Source organism: Pseudomonas sp. NFACC13-1, assembly GCF_900104425.1.
GTDB classification, from domain to species: domain Bacteria; phylum Pseudomonadota; class Gammaproteobacteria; order Pseudomonadales; family Pseudomonadaceae; genus Aquipseudomonas; species Aquipseudomonas fluorescens_AA.
Window position 1 is genome coordinate 221,993 of the sequence record NZ_FMXV01000003.1, and the last position, 16,625, is coordinate 238,617.

The 16,625-nt window shown below is 61.9% G+C and carries 12 protein-coding genes; 6 read left to right on the forward strand and 6 right to left on the reverse strand.

All coding sequences use genetic code 11. The annotated features are described in order from the left end of the window. Positions 1-8: 8 nt before the first annotated feature. Together BLQ55_RS05690 and BLQ55_RS05695 are read left to right on the forward strand one after the other, a co-directional pair. On the forward strand, positions 9-3,629 hold the full coding sequence (locus tag BLQ55_RS05690) for a transporter substrate-binding domain-containing protein (protein ID WP_092252863.1): 3,621 nt from the start codon (positions 9-11) through the stop codon (positions 3,627-3,629). 113 nt (positions 3,630-3,742) lie between these two features. Continuing rightward, positions 3,743-6,691 (forward strand): HD domain-containing phosphohydrolase, encoded by a 2,949-nt coding sequence (locus BLQ55_RS05695; protein WP_092252864.1) that lies wholly within the window; start codon positions 3,743-3,745, stop codon positions 6,689-6,691. 125 nt (positions 6,692-6,816) lie between these two features. Here BLQ55_RS05695 and BLQ55_RS05700 read toward each other — a convergent pair whose 3' ends face one another. Further along, positions 6,817-7,299 (reverse strand): GAF domain-containing protein, encoded by a 483-nt coding sequence (locus BLQ55_RS05700; RefSeq protein ID WP_060738531.1) that lies wholly within the window; start codon positions 7,297-7,299, stop codon positions 6,817-6,819. Then, positions 7,296-8,186 carry an ATP-binding protein gene (locus BLQ55_RS05705; RefSeq protein ID WP_058543216.1) on the reverse strand — a complete coding sequence of 297 codons (891 nt, stop codon included), beginning with the start codon at positions 8,184-8,186 and terminating at the stop codon, positions 7,296-7,298. The genes BLQ55_RS05700 and BLQ55_RS05705 overlap by 4 nt, the downstream gene beginning before the upstream one ends. Before the next feature lie 163 nt (positions 8,187-8,349). On the opposite strand from BLQ55_RS05705, the gene BLQ55_RS05710 reads away from it, so the two are divergent. Further along, on the forward strand, positions 8,350-10,671 hold the full coding sequence (locus BLQ55_RS05710; protein ID WP_092252866.1) for a hybrid sensor histidine kinase/response regulator: 2,322 nt from the start codon (positions 8,350-8,352) through the stop codon (positions 10,669-10,671). On the opposite strand, the gene BLQ55_RS05715 is transcribed toward BLQ55_RS05710, so the two are convergent. The 3 genes from BLQ55_RS05715 to msrB form a co-directional block, all read right to left on the reverse strand. Continuing rightward, a complete protein-coding gene (locus tag BLQ55_RS05715) occupies positions 10,655-11,116 on the reverse strand; it encodes a MarR family winged helix-turn-helix transcriptional regulator (RefSeq protein ID WP_072408019.1) in 462 nt (153 codons plus the stop codon). The two genes, BLQ55_RS05710 and BLQ55_RS05715, sit on opposite strands and share 17 nt — an antisense overlap. Next, entirely contained in the window at positions 11,113-11,598 is a 486-nt protein-coding gene (locus tag BLQ55_RS05720; protein ID WP_092197604.1) for a glutathione peroxidase, read from the reverse strand. Before BLQ55_RS05720 ends, BLQ55_RS05715 begins: the two co-directional genes overlap by 4 nt. 259 nt (positions 11,599-11,857) lie before the next feature. Continuing rightward, a complete protein-coding gene (gene msrB, locus BLQ55_RS05725; protein WP_060738535.1) occupies positions 11,858-12,253 on the reverse strand; it encodes a peptide-methionine (R)-S-oxide reductase MsrB in 396 nt (131 codons plus the stop codon). A gap of 221 nt (positions 12,254-12,474) precedes the next feature. Between msrB and BLQ55_RS05730 the strand changes: the two genes are divergently transcribed. Next, positions 12,475-13,686, forward strand: a complete 1,212-nt coding sequence (locus BLQ55_RS05730; protein ID WP_018603142.1) for a pyridoxal phosphate-dependent aminotransferase — start codon at positions 12,475-12,477, stop codon at positions 13,684-13,686. A gap of 302 nt (positions 13,687-13,988) precedes the next feature. Beyond that, positions 13,989-14,876: a protease HtpX gene (gene htpX, locus BLQ55_RS05735; protein ID WP_092197608.1), complete on the forward strand. Its 888-nt coding sequence runs from the start codon at positions 13,989-13,991 to the stop codon at positions 14,874-14,876. Between the two features lie 194 nt (positions 14,877-15,070). Here htpX and BLQ55_RS05740 read toward each other — a convergent pair whose 3' ends face one another. Continuing rightward, entirely contained in the window at positions 15,071-15,724 is a 654-nt protein-coding gene (locus BLQ55_RS05740) for a thiopurine S-methyltransferase (RefSeq protein WP_092252868.1), read from the reverse strand. Between the two features lie 103 nt (positions 15,725-15,827). Here BLQ55_RS05740 and BLQ55_RS05745 point away from each other — a divergent pair, with 103 nt between their 5' ends. Continuing rightward, positions 15,828-16,595, forward strand: coding sequence for a DODA-type extradiol aromatic ring-opening family dioxygenase (locus BLQ55_RS05745; protein ID WP_092197612.1), 768 nt, complete (start codon positions 15,828-15,830; stop codon positions 16,593-16,595). Positions 16,596-16,625 lie beyond the last annotated feature (30 nt).

Below are 16,625 nucleotides of genomic sequence, written 5' to 3' on the forward strand. Positions count from 1 at the left end.
AAGACAGGATGCTCAGACGCATAACCGAATGTCTCCTGCTGATCAGCGCAGTGTTATATACAGGAGTGCTCGCGGCGACACCGGATGCGCCCGGGCAATACACGCTGCTGGGGCGCTCGTCCATGGCTCAGGCCGAGATCAAGCTCGATGATGTTCACCGCGCCTGGCTAAGAAGCCGGCAGGAACTGGTCCTGGGCACTTCCGCACCGGATTACCCGCCCTTCGATCTCTCCGCCAGCGGACGCGACTACGAAGGCCTGACCGCCGACTATGCCGACATCCTCGCCAAGTCCACCGGCTTGCCCATGAGAGTCCTGCGTTTCGCCTCCCGTGAGGCAGCCATGGCGGCGCTCAAGGACGGGCAGATCGACATGCTTGGCACCGCCAACGGTTTCGAGGCCCGCGACCCCGACATTGCCCTTTCGACGCCGTACGCAGTGGACCAACCCGTTCTCGTCACCCGAACGAATGAAAGCCGATCCCTGAATGAAGACCTGGAGGGTTTGCGGCTGAGCATGGTCTATCACTACCTGCCGCTGCGGGAAATTGAAAAACTCTACCCCAAAGCAATCATCACCACCTACCCGTCCTACCAGAACGCCATCAACGCCGTCGCCTTTGGCCAGGCCGATGTATTTCTCGGCGATACCCTGTCCACCCACTACATGATCAGCAAGGGCTACTTGAGCAATATCCGCATGGCCAGCTTCGGCAAACATGAATCCTATGGATTCGGTTTCGCCGTACGCCGTGGCGATACCCGCTTGCTGGAGGTCATCAACGCGACGCTGAACCAAGTCCCCATCGCCGAACAGACGGCGATTGCCAAGCGCTGGAGTGCAGGCAGCGACCTGTACCTCGCGGACCACCGGGTACAACTGACCGACCGCGAGCAACGCTGGCTGGCCAGGCATCCGGTGGTCAGGGTGGTGGTGAACGAAACCTCGGCCCCCTTCACCTTCTTCGATCCGGACGGCGATTTTCGCGGCATCAGCGCCGACCTGCTGGAGCTGATCCGGCTACGCACCGGCCTGCGCCTGGACATCCAACGCCGCCAGAACGACAGTGAAATGATTGCCGCGGTCCTGAACGATCAAGCCGACATGATTGCCGCGCTGTTACCCAGCAGTGAACGGCAACGCCAGTTGAAATTCAGCCGCCCCTACGTCGACAGTGCGTTCGTCCTGCTGACCCGCAAGTCGTCCGACACGCCCACCACGCTCGATCAGTTCGGCCACGCCAGCCTGGCGATCGCCACGGGCAATCCGCTCATTGAATGGCTACGCAGCCAGTACCCGAGCATCCGGATCATCGAAACGGACGGCCCCTTGCGCGCCGTGGAAATGCTCGCCCATGGCCAGGTCGACGGCAGCGTGAACTCGCAGGTGATGGCCAACTACTTCATCTCCTCCCATGCGTGGCGGGACAGATTGCAGATCAGCAGCACGGTGGGCACCCAACAGGCGCTGTTCGCGCTGGCCACGGCCAAACACGCCAGCGAGTTGAACGCCATCCTCGACAAGGCCCTGATCAGCATCGACCCCGACGAACTGGGCATCATCAACAACCGCTGGCGCGGTTACGTCTCGCCCTCGGAACATACCTGGCGCACTTATAACCGCCTGTTCTTCCAAATCGTCGCGGGCGTCGGCCTGTTACTGCTGCTTTCCCTGGCGTGGAACGCCTACATGCAGCGCCAGATCAGGCAACGTCAACGAGCGGAACTGGCCCTCAACGATCAACTCGAATTCATGCATGCGCTGCTCAATGGCACTCCCCACCCCATCTACGTGAGGGATCGCAACGGCATCCTGCAGAGCTGCAACGACAGTTACCTGGAAGCGTTCAACGCCAGGCGCGAAGACGTCATTGGCAAGGACTTGATGCCAGGTTCCATGAGCAACGCCTTCGAAGCGCAGGAGTACCAGGCGGACTACCAGCGCGTCATGGCCGAAGGTACTGCCCTGATCGTGGACCGTCCCCTGCACATCGGTAACCGGAAGCTGACGATCTATCACTGGATCCTTCCCTACCGAAACTCCGCCGCGCAAGTGCAAGGCATCATCGGCGGTTGGATCGACATCAGTGAACGACGGCAGCTGTTCGAGGAACTGCGTGCATCCAAGCAACGAGCCGATGACGCGAACCGCGCCAAAAGCACGTTCCTGGCCACCATGAGCCATGAAATCCGCACCCCGATGAACGCGGTGATCGGCATGCTCGAGCTGGCCCTGAAACACGCCGACAAGGGCCACGTGGACCGCTCGACCATCGAAGTCGCCTACGAATCGGCCTCCGGCATGCTCGAACTGATCGGCGATATCCTGGACATCGCCCGTATCGAATCCGGCCATCTGAGCCTGGCTCCCGAACGCGTCAATCTCAGGACCCTGCTGCAATCGGTCATACGGGTCTTCGAGGGCGTGGCCCGACAGAAGAACCTGGCATTGTCGCTGCGGTTCGATGCGGCCGAGGGCAACCCTGACGTGTTGATAGACCCCTTGCGATTCAAGCAGGTGCTGTCGAACCTGATCAGCAATGCCCTCAAATTTACCGAGCAGGGCCAGGTCGTGGTCAAGGTCCGGCTATCGCCAACCGAGCGGGACGACGTCCTGCACATGCATCTGGAGGTCAACGACAGCGGCATCGGCATCGGCCCGGCAGACCTGCAACGCTTGTTCGAGCCGTTTGCCCAGGTCGATAACACCAGCCGAATGGCCCGCAAAGGCGCGGGACTGGGGCTGGTGATCAGTCGCAACCTGTGCCGGATGATGGGCGGCGACCTGCACATGAGCAGCCAACCCGGCGTCGGCACCCAGGTCCAGGTCCATCTGCAACTGACCGTCCTGGCGACGGCGCCGGTTGACGTTCCACTCGAACCGGTCATCGAAACGGCGCGGACCGCCTTGAACGTCCTGATCGTGGACGATCATCCCGCCAATCGCCTGCTGATGTCCCAGCAATTGGAATACCTCGGCCATCACTACCAGGTCGCCCACGATGGCGCCCACGGGCTCGAGGTCTGGCGCAAAGGCCATTTCGACCTGGTCATTGCCGATTGCAACATGCCCATCATGAGCGGTTACGAACTGGCCCGCTCGATTCGTCGCGATGAGTCCGAACAGCGACGTCCGCCCTGCACCCTCCTGGGGTTCACCGCCAATGCTCAACCGGAGGAAAAACAACGCTGCCTGGACGCCGGAATGGATGACTGCCTGTTCAAACCCATCAGCCTGAGCGCCTTGAGCCAGTGGATCAAGACGGTCAAACCCGTCGGTCACCCAGCGGCTTTCAGCGTGCACAGTCTCCAGGCGTTGACCGGCGGCGACCCTTCGTCCAACCGGCGCCTGTTGGCGGAGTTACTCAGCAGCAGCCGCGCGGACCGCCAGGAGTTGCTCCACGTCGCCCAAGGCGCGAACCGACAGGCGCTCACCGAAACGGCGCACAAGATAAAAGGCGTCGCCCGCATCGTCCAGGCGAGCACGCTGATCCAGCGGTGCGAGGCGCTGGAGCAGGCGTGTCATCTGGCACAGGCTCCTGAACGAATCAGCGCCTGCATCGACGCCCTCGACCGCGCCATGACCGAACTGGAGCGGGCTCTGGAAACGGAGATCGCCAAGGCAAAATAATCCAGCGTTTACTATGCTGTTCGCTCAGCAGTGCGTACCTGGGGGGTTCTCGATCGGTTTCCCTTGCACGCGGGAACACCCATCGAGCCCCCCTGACACTTGGAGTGACTGCAATGCCCAGCGCACCGCGTCCGGACAAACGCCGCTTCCCCCTGCATGTCCACATCAGCGTGATGTTTACCCTGCTTCTGTTGTTGACCGGGGTGGTGCTGGGTATTTTCAACTACCGGCAAACCACGCAAATCATCCTGTCCAGCAGTGAAAAACTGTTCAACCGCATTGAACAGGAGGTGCGCCTGGACTTGTATGACACCTACGAACCCATCCGCCACCTGCTGAGCCTGCTGGCCGACTACCCGGCGACACGCACGCCGCAGATGGCGCAACGCATGGCCCTGCTCGTGCCCTTCAGCCAGGCGTTGCGGGACAACCCGAACCTGGCGTCGTTGTACCTGGGCGATCAGCGCGGCAATTTCCTGATGGTCCGGCCATTGCGCACCCCGGCCCTGAAAACCGCCCTGCGGGCCCCCGCCGAGGCGGCCTATCAAGTCTGGACCGTCGAGCGGGCCAGCGAGCAAGGCCCGGTCCATTCCCAGTCGCTGTTCTACGACGAGACCCTGACACTCATCGATCGCCGGAACATGGCCGACGAAACCTACGATCCGCGCAGCCGCGGCTGGTTTCGCAGCGCCGCCGGCAGCGCCGAGCAGATCACCACCGAGCCGTACGTTTTCTTCTCCACGCACAACGTCGGCACCACCCTCGCCCGGCGCAGCGGCGAGCAGGCGGTCATCGGCGCCGACCTGACCCTGGCGGCCCTGTCCCAGACGCTGGCCAAGCACAAGGTGACCACCGGCACCGAGATCGTGCTACTCGATCCCAAGGGCAACGCGGTGGGGTATCCCGACAGCGACCGGCTGCTCGCCGACGCCCAGTCGGCGCGCCTGATCAAGGCCCGCGACCTCAGCCCGGCCATCGCCGCCGTCCTCGACGACAACACTGACACGACCCGCCTGGAAGCGGCCGGGCGCCAATGGATCGTTTCGCGCAGCCACATGCAGGAAGGCGGGCCCCAAGGCCTGGAACTGGCGTTGCTGGTGCCTGAGGACGAGCTGCTGGACAACGCTTATCGCATGCGTTGGCAAGGCGCGCTCATCACCCTTGCCACCCTGTTGCTGTGCCTGCCCCTGGGCTGGCTGACGTCCAGGATCCTGGTCAAGCCCTTGCGCGAACTGGTGCGGGAAGCCGACGCCATTCGCAGCTTTGACTTCAACTACCCGGTGTCCCGTCGCTCCCCGGTGCTGGAGGTCGATCAGTTGAGCGTCTCGATGGCACGCATGAAAGAGACCCTGGCAAGTTTCTTTGAAATCACCGCCAGCCTGCGCGCCGAAACCCGCTTCGCCCCGTTGCTGGAGCGGGTGTTGTTCGAAACCGTGAAAATCGGCCAGGCCCAGGCCGGCCTGATCTACCTGCGCGAGAACGACGAAAACCGGCTCAAGCCCCATGGGCTGGTGATCGATGGAACCCCCAGGGACCTCGACGCCTTCAAGCTGCGCAGTCATGAGTTGCAGGCGGGCGACAGCCCGCAATGGCTCCAGCAACTGGCCGTCTCGGACAATCTCGTGACCTCCCTGGGCTTCGAGCAGGCGGCGGACCTGCAAGGCATCCTGCAGGCACTGGACTCGCCTCGGGTCCACCTGATCGGCATCCGCCTGCGCAATCGCCACCAGGAAACCGTCGGCGTATTGGTGTTGCTGATCACCGACAGCGGCACCGAAGCCGACCTGGAAAAACTCCAGCCCGACCGCATCGCCTTCCTGCAAGCCGTGTCCGGCGCCGCCACCGTAAGCATCGAGGGTCAGCGCCTGCAAGCCAAGCAAAAGCAACTGCTGGACGCCTTCATCCAACTGCTGGCCGGCGCGATCGATGCCAAGAGCCCCTACACCGGCGGCCATTGCCAGCGGGTCCCGGTCCTGACCCTGATGCTCGCCCAGGCCGCAGCTGCCAGCCAGGCCCCGGCGTTCAGCGCCTACCGGCCCACGGAGGATGAATGGGAAGCCCTGCACATCGCCGCCTGGCTGCACGATTGCGGCAAGGTCACCACCCCCGAGTACGTCGTCGACAAAGCCACCAAGCTGGAAACCCTGAACGACCGGATCCACGAGATACGCACCCGTTTCGAAGTACTCAAGCGCGACGCCTGGGTCGATTACTGGCAGGCCGTGGCAAACGGCGGCGAGTCGTCATCCCTGGCACGACAGCGTGATGCGACATTGACGGCACTGGATGACGACTTTGCGTTCGTCGCCCGCTGCAACCTGGGCTCCGAAGCCATGGCCGAGGCCGATCTGCAACGCCTGCGACACATCGCGCAACGCCCGTGGACCCGGACCCTCGATGATCGCCTGGGGGTTTCCTGGGAAGAAAACCGGCGCCAGGCCCGCACGCCCAGGCCGACACTGCCGGTCACCGAGCCGCTGTTGGCGGACAAGCCCGAACACCTGTTCGAGCGCCACGCGGCCGAACTGATCCCGGCGGACAACCCGTGGGGCTTCCAGCTCGATGTGCCGGCCTGGAAATACAACCGCGGCGAGCTCTACAACCTGAGTATCACGCGAGGCACGCTGACGCGCGAGGAACGCTACGTCATCAATCATCACATGGTGCAGACGATCCTGATGCTCAGTCAGTTGCCCTTCCCCAGCCACCTGAACAACGTGGCGGAGATCGCCGGCGGCCATCACGAGAAAATGGACGGCAGCGGTTACCCCAAGCGCCTCAAGCGCGAGGAGATGAGCCTGCCGGCACGGATGATGGCCATCGCCGACATTTTCGAAGCACTGACGGCGGCCGACCGCCCCTACAAGAAAGCCAAGACGCTGAGCGAGGCCCTGGGCATCATGGCCACCATGTGCCGTGATGCCCATATCGATCCCGAGCTGTTCTGGCTGTTCATCGAAGAAAAGATCTACCTGAGCTACGCCGAGCAGTTCCTCGACCCGCGCCAGATCGATGAGGTCGACCCCGACAGCCTGCTGGTCAAGGCCGGGCTGAAGGCATGAATGCTATCCCCGTAGGAGCTGGCGAAGCCTGCGATCTTTTGATCTGTTGGTTATTCACTCGAGGCTCAATTGTCTGGGGAAAGATCGCAGCCTCGCTTCGCTCGACAGCTCCTACGGAAAGCGAGTCAGCAATCCGTCAGGCGCAGGAATATCGCAGCCAATGCTTCAATGCCGGCTTGATCATGCTCGGTAAAACGCGCCAGTTTCGGACTGTCCAGGTCAAGCACGCCGATCAGGCGCCCGTCCTTGACCAGCGGCACCACCAGTTCACTGTTCGACGCGCTGTCGCAGGCGATGTGCCCGGCGAAGGCATGGACATCTTCGACGCGCTGGGTCTGCCGGGTCGCTGCCGCCGTGCCACACACGCCACGGCCAAAGGGAATCCGCACACAGGCGATCTGGCCCTGGAACGGCCCCAGGACCAGCTCTTCGTTGCGATTGAGGTAGAAGCCGGCCCAGTTCAGGTCGTCCAACTGACTGGACAGGAAGGCCGAGAACTGCGCGGCGTTGGCGATGAAGTCACGCTCATCGGCCAGCAAGGATTCCAACTGTGCCGATAACAAGTCGTAGCCATCGAGGCCAACACCGCTGCCCTTCAAATCGATCATGCCTTGTGCTCCAACAATTTCAGGCCTACCCAATAACGGGCAAACTGATAAGCGCAACGTCCGTTGCGGTTGCCGCGACCGGTTGCCCAACGCACCGCCAGCACATCCAGCGCTTCGTCGCGCTGCCAGGCCAGCCCGGCCTTGGCTGCCAGTTCGCCGATCCAGTGCTCCACGACGTTGAGGAAATGCTCCTGGGTAAACGGATAAAACGACAGCCACAAGCCGAAGCGGTCGGACAAGGCGATCTTGTCCTCCACCGCTTCGCTGGGGTGAAGTTCGCCGTCGACCCGTTTCCAATTCTCGTTGTCGCTCTCCTTTTCCGGCACCAGGTGGCGACGGTTGGAGGTGGCATACAGCAACACGTTGTCCGGTGCCTGCTCCAAGGAGCCATCCAACACACTCTTGAGCACGCGGTAATCGCCTTCGCCGGACTCGAACGACAAGTCATCGCAGAACAACACGAAGCGCTGCGGCAGTTTCGCAACCTGCTCGACCACCCGGGGCAGATCGGCCAGGTGATCGCGTTCGATCTCGATCAACCGCAGGCCATGCGGGGCATGTTCGGCCAGCAGGGCGCGCACCAGGGACGACTTGCCGGTGCCACGCGAGCCCCAGAGCAAGGCATGGTTGGCGGGCATGCCATCGATGAACTGCCGGGTGTTGCGGCCCAACTGTTCGACCTGGCGATCCACGCCGATCAGGTCCGACAAGCGCATGTCGAGACTGACCTGCAGTGGCAACAGGTAGCCACTGCGCCCATCACGCTGCCAGCGGGCGGCCAGGGTCTGGGTCCAATCGATGGCGGGCCGGGGCGCCGGCAGCAAAGGCTCGATCCGGGCCAGCACCGCATCGGCACGCTCAAGAAAAGCATTCAATCGCGAGTCCACGTCTTTTCCTCGGACAGGTTCACAGTAATGATGGCGCTCCAACAACGAAACGCCTTATCCAATGGCGGGTCTACTTCACACAATACACACCGGCCGCACCGGAATTCAGAGATGATCAGCTATGCTTGACCGGCGAAGGGAAACGTAAGTGGTTCATCACTCAATGGACATCAGATTCACCCAACGGCTTTCCTACAAGCAGGCCCGCCTGACTGTCCTCGTGGGCTTCGTGTTGGGCACTTTGCTCAGCCTGATGCAGATCGGCATCGATTATGCCAGCGAAGACGCGTCGATCAACCGTGAAATCCTGTCGCTGCTGGAAATCAGCCACAACCCGGCCTCGCGCATCGCCTACAACATCGACGCCGAACTCGCCCAGGAACTGGCCATGGGCCTGTTGCGCTCACCGGCCATCGTCGGCGCCGAGCTGCTCGACAACAACAATACCGTGCTGGCCAGCGTCAAGCGGCCCGAGCTGCAAAGCAGCTACCGGTTCATCAGCGACTTCCTGTTCGGTGCCCAGCGCCAGTTCGAGGACCGGCTCTACCTGGACCATTTGCCCGGCGAATCCCTGGGCCTGCTGCGACTGGACGTCGACACCTATGCGTTCGGCAGTCGTTTCCTGCGCCGCGCCGAGGTCACCTTGCTCAACGGCTTCGCCCGCAGCCTGATCCTGACCGGCCTGTTGCTGGCACTGTTCTACGTGATGCTGACCAAGCCCCTGGTGCGGGTCATCCGCGAACTGAGCAGCCGCGACCCAAGCAGCAACGAACAGAACCGCCTGGAATGCCCTTCCGGCCACCAGTCCGATGAAATCGGCGTGCTGGTGTCCGTCGCCAACCAGCAGTTCGAAAATATCTCCATGGAAATCCAACAGCGGCGCACCGCCGAAAATCGCCTCACCGAATACCTGGCGCAACTGGAAAACATCGTCTCGGCACGCACCGCCGAACTCAAGGCCATCAACGCCCGCCTCAGTCAGTCCAACGAAGAGCTGGAGGTGGCCAGGCGCACGGCCCTGGATATGGCCGAAGCCCGCTCCGTGTTCCTCGCCAACATGAGCCACGAGATCCGCACGCCACTCAACGGCCTGCTGGGAATGATCGCCCTGTCCCTGGACGGTCCCCTGACGGCCGAGCAACAGCAGCAGCTCTCGATCGCCCATGACTCGGGCAAGGTCTTGGTCGAGTTGCTCAACGACATCCTCGACCTGTCGAAATTCGACGCCGGGCAACTGGAGCTCGAACGCATCCCGTTCGACCTCGGCGCCCTGGTGGAGGATACCGCCAACCTGCTTTCCCAGAACGCGGCCCCCAGTGTCGAGCTGGCCTGCCTGATCGATCCCCGGTTCCCGGCGCAGGTACTCGGCGACCCGACCCGGGTACGCCAGATCGTCAGCAACCTGCTGTCCAACGCTCTGAAGTTCACACGTTTTGGCCGGGTCGACGTGAAGTTGAGCCATTACGAAGGCGGCGTGCGAATCGAAGTCTGCGACACCGGTATCGGCATTCCCCAGGAAGCCCAGGCGAGAATCCTGCAGCCGTTCACCCAGGCCGGCGCCGGTATTACCCGTCAGTTTGGCGGCACCGGGTTGGGCCTGGCACTGACCTACAACCTCTGCGAAGCCATGCAGGGCCGATTGACGATCAGTTCCGAAGCCGGCTTCGGCAGCCAGTTCTGCGCAGACCTGCCCCTGCCCTGCCATCTGCCTGCCACGCCTGTCGAACCGTTGCGCGGCAACGTCGTCGCCATCACCGCCAGCAGCAGCGGCCTGGCCGAATTGCTGGGCATGTTGTTGCCGGGCTGGGGCCTGGATTATGTGCAGCGCTCCATCGATGACGGGCTGCTGGGACTCAAGCCTGACGTGCTGATCACCGACTGTCCGGAATGCCTGTTCAACCTGCGGCCGACCTTTGACGCACCGATCCTGCTGGTGACCGCCTATGGCAGTTTCATGCCCGGCGAAGAGGCCGCCGCCCTCGCCCCGCTGATACAACAGGCTCGACCGCTGGCGCGCCATGCGCTGTACCAGATTGTGCGGCGCGCCATGCAAAGCGAGGCGACCACCATCAACGACGCACAGATCGAAACCCCGACGCCGTCCAAGCGTGGACGGGTGCTGCTGGTGGAAGACAATCCGGTCAACCAACTGGTGGCCAAGGGCATGCTGGTGAAACTGGGCTGCGAGGTCACCGTCGCGGCCCATGGCGTCGAAGCCCTGGATCAACTGGAACAGCGGGTGTTCGACCTGGTGTTGATGGACTGCAACATGCCGGTGATGGACGGTTACGAAGCCAGCCGGCAGATTCGCCGCAGCGGGCGTTGGTCGGACCTGCCGATCGTTGCGCTGACGGCCAACGCGATGCCCGAAGAACGCGAGCGCTGCCGGGCCTCTGGCATGAACGATTACCTGTCCAAGCCGTTCCGCCGCGAAGAGCTGGCAGCCGTGCTGGACCAGTGGGTGCGCACTACGTCAGCGCTTTGATCTGGCCCAGCAGATGATCGAGACCGTCTCGCAACGCGCCCAGGCGGTCCAGATCGACCCCGCTGTCGCATAACAGGCGCGCCTTGAGCGGGCCGACCTGTTCGCGCAAAGCCCGCCCCGCAGCCGACAGGCTCAAGTGTACCTCCCGCTCGTCCCGGGCCGAACGCTGGCGTTGGACCAGGTCCAACTGTTCCAGGCGCTTGAGCAGCGGCGTCAGTGTGCCGGAATCCAACAGCAAACGTTCACCCAGGGCCTTGACCGTCGGCTGTGGCGGCGCCGTGTCCTGCCATTCCCACAACACCAGCATTGCCAGGTATTGCGGATAGGTCAGGCCAAGCTGATCGAGCATCGGCTTGTAGCCACGAATCACCGCACGTGAAGCGGCGTACAGCTTGAAGCACAACTGGCTGTCGAGCTTCAGCGAATCGGCTGACAGGTCATTCATTTGAGCAGCGCTTCGATCTCGCCGGTCAGGTCCTGGGGCTTGGTGGTCGGGGCAAACCGCTTGACCACCTGACCGTCCTTGCCGATCAGGAACTTGGTGAAATTCCACTTGATGCCTTTGGACCCCAGCACGCCGGGTGCACGCTGTTTAAGCTGGACGAACAGCGGATGGGCGTTGGCGCCGTTGACTTCGATTTTCTTGAACAGCGGAAAGCTCACGCCGAAGTTCAGCTCGCAGAACTCGGTGATCGCCCCTTCATTGCCCGGCTCCTGCTTGCCGAACTGATTGCAGGGAAAGCCCAGCACCACCAGGCCCTGGTCCTTGTAGGTCTGCCACAACGCCTCAAGTCCCTTGTATTGCGGGGTGAACCCGCACTTGCTGGCCGTGTTGACCACCAGCACGGCCTTGCCGGCGAAATCGGCGAGGGTCTTTTGCTCACCCTTGATGGTGGTGCACGGGATGCTCAGCAGGTTGTCGCTCATGGCAAGGCTCCGGTTAAAGGTTGGAGGCTTGAAGATAGCGATCAATTGAATTGCGTGCAATTTAATTAGGGAGATCGGTACGGGCATCGATGATGCTCCAACCGAACAGACCTGTGGCGAGGGGATTTATCCCCGCTGGGTTGCGCAGCGACCCCAAAAGGCTGAATGCGATCAACCTGAGACACCGAAGTTGCCGTTCTTGGGGCTGCTGCGCAGCCCAGCGGGGATAAATCCCCTCGCCACAGGAGCGGCGGCCAATTTAATCGCGGGGCACGAGATCCAGGCACACCGAGTTGATGCAGTACCGCAACCCCGTGGGCGGCGGGCCATCGGGGAAGACGTGGCCCAGGTGGGCATCGCATTTGGCGCAGACCACCTCGGTGCGAATCATGCCGTGGCTGACGTCCCGCACCTCCACCACCGCGCTGCCTTCGATCGGCGCGTAGAAACTCGGCCAGCCACAGCCCGAATCGAATTTGGTCTGCGAATCGAACAACGGCTCGTTGCAGCAGATGCAGTGATACACACCGTCGGTCTTGGTGGCGTTGTATTTGCCGGAGAAAGGCCGCTCGGTGCCCTTCAACCGACAGACGTTGTACTGCTCCGGGTCGAGCATGGCACGCCATTCCTCAAGGGTTTTTTCCAACTTTTCCATCGTCCTACCTCGGCAATTGAAAAAGCCCGATCCGACGCTTTTCCGCAGATCGGGCGGCACGTATGATTGCGCCTCGTCAGACGCCAGTCTGGCAGTCACGTCATGCGCATTCAAACGGATTGTGGCGCCTATACCGCGTCAGGCCTGGGCACAGACGCAGGATTCCCAGTTACGGTAGTTCATACGCCGCCTGGATCGTTCATTTTCGGGAACACATCGCCATGCAGGTCAGCAAATCGAACAAGCTCGCCAACGTCTGCTACGACATTCGCGGCCCAGTGCTCAAGCACGCCAAGCGCCTGGAAGAGGAAGGTCATCGCATCCTCAAGCTGAACATCGGCAACCCGGCCCCCTTTGGTTTCGAAGCGCCCGATGAAATTCTCCAGGACGTCATCCGCAACCTGCCGACCGCCCAGGGCTACAGTGACTCCAAGGGCCTGTTCAGTGCGCGCAAGGCCGTGATGCAGTATTACCAGCAGAAGCAGGTCGAAGGGATCGGCATCGAGGACATCTACCTGGGCAATGGCGTGTCCGAGTTGATCGTGATGTCCATGCAGGCCCTGCTCAACAATGGTGACGAAGTGCTGGTGCCAGCGCCGGACTACCCGCTGTGGACCGCCGCCGTGAGCCTGTCCGGCGGTAACCCGGTGCATTACCTGTGCGACGAACAGGCCAACTGGTTTCCCGACCTGGCGGACATCAAGGCCAAGATCACGCCCAATACCAAGGCACTGGTGATCATCAACCCGAACAACCCGACCGGCGCCGTGTATTCCCGGGAAGTACTGCTGGGCATGCTGGAACTGGCCCGCCAGCATAACCTGGTGGTGTTCTCCGACGAGATCTACGACAAGATCCTCTACGACGACGCCGTGCACGTCTGCACCGCTTCCCTGGCGCCGGACCTGCTGTGCCTGACCTTCAACGGCCTGTCCAAGTCCTATCGAGTCGCCGGTTTCCGCTCCGGCTGGATCGCCATCTCCGGGCCCAAGCACCATGCCCAGAGCTACATCGAAGGCATCGACATGCTGGCCAACATGCGCCTGTGTGCCAACGTGCCGAGCCAGCATGCGATCCAGACGGCGCTGGGCGGTTACCAGAGCATCAACGACCTGGTCCTGCCCCAGGGCCGACTGCTGGAACAGCGCAATCGCACCTGGGAATTGCTCAACGACATTCCCGGCGTCAGTTGCGTCAAGCCGATGGGCGCGCTGTATGCCTTCCCACGGATCGACCCGAAGGTCTGCCCGATCCACAACGATGAAAAGTTCGTCCTCGACCTGCTGCTGTCCGAGAAGCTGCTGGTGGTCCAGGGTACCGCGTTCAACTGGCCATGGCCGGACCACTTCCGCGTCGTGACCCTGCCGCGGGTCGATGACCTCGATCAGGCCATTGGCCGGATCGGCAACTTCCTCAAGTCCTACCGTCAATAAGCCGGGCAGCGTGCGAGGCGCCCTCACCTCGCACGCTGTTTGATTCAGCAACATATCCGTTCCGCCGACTCCGTCGGGCCTTCTACACTGGGAATTGGACGGTCACCATGCATCTGGGCTCAACGTTCACGGGGGGCAGGCAGCGCATTTCTTTTCCCTGGTCACTTTCAGAAAAGTCTTTCAAACATTTAGGACGCCTGTAGGACACAGTTTGAAATAGTCGGCGAGTTGAATAGCCTGCGGCAGCACCTTATATACCCCGCATAACGCTACATCTTTAGCATGAGGAGATTTTCACAACCATGATGCGCATCCTGCTGTTCTTGGCCACTAACCTGGCGGTCGTGCTGATTGCCAGCATCACCCTGAGCCTCTTTGGCTTCAACGGGTTCATGGCGGCCAATGGGGTTGACCTCAACCTCAATCAGCTGCTGATCTTCTGTGCGGTGTTCGGTTTCGCCGGTTCCCTGTTCTCGCTGTTCATCTCCAAGTGGATGGCGAAGATGAGCACCGGTACCCAGATCATCAGCCAGCCGCGCACGCGTCACGAACAATGGCTGCTGCAGACCGTCGAGCAGTTGTCCCGCGAAGCCGGTATCAAGATGCCGGAGGTCGGTATCTTCCCGGCCTACGAGGCCAACGCCTTCGCCACCGGCTGGAACAAGAACGACGCCCTGGTCGCCGTCAGCCAGGGCCTGCTCGAACGGTTCTCGCCCGATGAAGTCAAGGCTGTGCTGGCCCACGAGATCGGCCACGTCGCCAACGGCGACATGGTGACCCTGGCGTTGATCCAGGGTGTGGTGAACACCTTCGTGATGTTCTTCGCCCGGATCATCGGCAATTTCGTCGACAAGGTGATCTTCAAGAACGAAGAAGGCCAGGGTATCGCCTACTACGTGGCGACGATCTTCGCCGAGCTGGTACTGGGCATCCTCGCCAGCGCCATCGTCATGTGGTTCTCGCGCAAACGCGAGTTCCGCGCCGACGACGCCGGTGCACGCCTGGCCGGTACCGGCGCCATGATCGGCGCCCTGCAACGCCTGCGCGCCGAGCAAGGCCTGCCGGTGCACATGCCCGATACCCTGAATGCCTTTGGCATCAACGGTGGCATCAAGCAGGGCCTGGCACGCATGTTCATGAGCCACCCGCCGCTGGAAGAGCGTATCGACGCACTGCGTCGTCGCGGCTAACCGCTAAGCCTTGTAAAAAAGCCCGCAGCAATGCGGGCTTTTTTTATCCTGGGGTCCATGGGGCGACTAGGCTGGCGCCATCGCGAGCAAGCTCGCTCCCACAGTTGATCGGCAGTGAATAAAAAGCCTGCGTCCACCGAAGATTCCTGTGGGAGCGAGCTTGCTCGCGATGGCGCCAGCATAGACGCACAGCATCAACGACTGGAAATCCGATACACCCGCTCATCCAGCCGTGTCACCCCGGCCTGCAAGAACTTCCAGCTTTCCCCCAGCACATCCTGCTCCTGCAGGATCTCCAGCCGCCAGGCATCCCCCAGCAGCCGCTGCACCTCATCGTTTCCCACGGAGAAAGGCGGGCCAGGCATTTCATCCTGGTTGTAATCCAGGGTAATCAACAACCCGACGCTGTTGGGCAAGATCCTCTGCAGATGAGCCGCGTACCGCTCTCGCATCGGTGCTGGCAAGGCGATCAGCGCCGCGCGGTCGTACAACGCCGTGCAATCGGCCACATCCTCCCGATCCAGGGCAAAGAAATCACCGCAGCGAATCTCGACATCAGCCGCACGAAAGACCTTGAATACGCCCTCCTCGCTCACGCTCGGCTCAAGCTGATGCTCAAGGAAAAAATCGGTGGCGGCTTTTTCCGACAATTCCACGCCCAACACCGAATACCCCTGATGGGCAAGCCACAGCAGATCCAGGCTTTTGCCACACAACGGCACCAGCACTCGACTACCCCGCTCCACCCCCAGTTGCGGCCAGAAATGTTGCAGGTAGGGGTTCACCTCCGGCAAATGAAAACCGATCTGGTTCGCTGACCAGCGCTTGTGCCAAAACTCGGGCTCCATGATTCGCTCCAAAAAATCGATCAAAACGCGCTAAAACTTATATTAGATTTAGATCATAGACCTGACGGAAGATGAGCCCATCTTAACGCTCAGGAGTCCGTCCATGCTGCCCAGCCTGTTTATCTCCCATGGCTCACCGATGCTCGCCCTGGAACCCGGCGCCAGTGGCCCGGCACTGGCTCGCCTGGCCGGTCAGTTGCCCAAGCCCAAGGCCATCGTCATCGTGTCCGCCCATTGGGAAAGCGACGAACTGCTGGTCAGCGCCAATCCGCAGCCGCGCACCTGGCATGACTTCGGCGGCTTTCCACCGGCGCTGTATGAGGTGCAGTACCCCGCACCTGGCGATCCGCGACTGGCGACGCAAGTAGCGAACATGCTCAACGCCGCGCACCTGCCGGCCCGCCTCGACCCTCAACGGCCGTCCGACCATGGCGTCTGGGTGCCGTTGTCGTTGATGTACCCCGAGGCCGATATTCCGGTGGTGCAGGTTTCCCTGCCCAGCCACCAGGGACCGGTGTTGCAGACACAGGTCGGCCAGGCCCTGGCGAGCCTGCGCCAAGAGGGCGTCTTGCTGATCGGCTCCGGCAGCATCACCCATAACCTGCGCGACCTGGACTGGAACGCCGGCCCTGACAGCATCGAACCCTGGGCCAAGGCCTTTCGTGATTGGATGGTCGAGCAACTGGCGGCCGACGACGAGCCCGCGCTGCACGATTACCGTCGCCAGGCACCCAACGCCGTGCGCAGCCACCCCAGCGACGAACATTTGTTGCCACTGTATTTTGCCCGAGGTGCCGGCGGGACATTCAGTGTTGCCCATGCGGGGTTCACGATGGGGACGCTGGGGATGGACATTTATCGGTTCGATTGACCAATGGACCGCGTCGCTTCAATCGCGAGC

Coding starts and splice junctions, on each gene's coding strand:
- BLQ55_RS05710 (WP_092252866.1), top strand. CDS start 8,350: ATGGACATCAGATTCACCCAACGGCTTTCCTACAAGCAGGCCCGCCTG.
- BLQ55_RS05695 (WP_092252864.1), top strand. CDS start 3,743: ATGCCCAGCGCACCGCGTCCGGACAAACGCCGCTTCCCCCTGCATGTC.
- BLQ55_RS05715 (WP_072408019.1), bottom strand. CDS start 11,116: ATGAATGACCTGTCAGCCGATTCGCTGAAGCTCGACAGCCAGTTGTGC.
- BLQ55_RS05700 (WP_060738531.1), bottom strand. CDS start 7,299: ATGATCGATTTGAAGGGCAGCGGTGTTGGCCTCGATGGCTACGACTTG.
- BLQ55_RS05730 (WP_018603142.1), top strand. CDS start 12,475: ATGCAGGTCAGCAAATCGAACAAGCTCGCCAACGTCTGCTACGACATT.
- BLQ55_RS05740 (WP_092252868.1), bottom strand. CDS start 15,724: ATGGAGCCCGAGTTTTGGCACAAGCGCTGGTCAGCGAACCAGATCGGT.
- BLQ55_RS05720 (WP_092197604.1), bottom strand. CDS start 11,598: ATGAGCGACAACCTGCTGAGCATCCCGTGCACCACCATCAAGGGTGAG.
- BLQ55_RS05745 (WP_092197612.1), top strand. CDS start 15,828: ATGCTGCCCAGCCTGTTTATCTCCCATGGCTCACCGATGCTCGCCCTG.
- BLQ55_RS05690 (WP_092252863.1), top strand. CDS start 9: ATGCTCAGACGCATAACCGAATGTCTCCTGCTGATCAGCGCAGTGTTA.
- msrB (WP_060738535.1), bottom strand. CDS start 12,253: ATGGAAAAGTTGGAAAAAACCCTTGAGGAATGGCGTGCCATGCTCGAC.
- htpX (WP_092197608.1), top strand. CDS start 13,989: ATGATGCGCATCCTGCTGTTCTTGGCCACTAACCTGGCGGTCGTGCTG.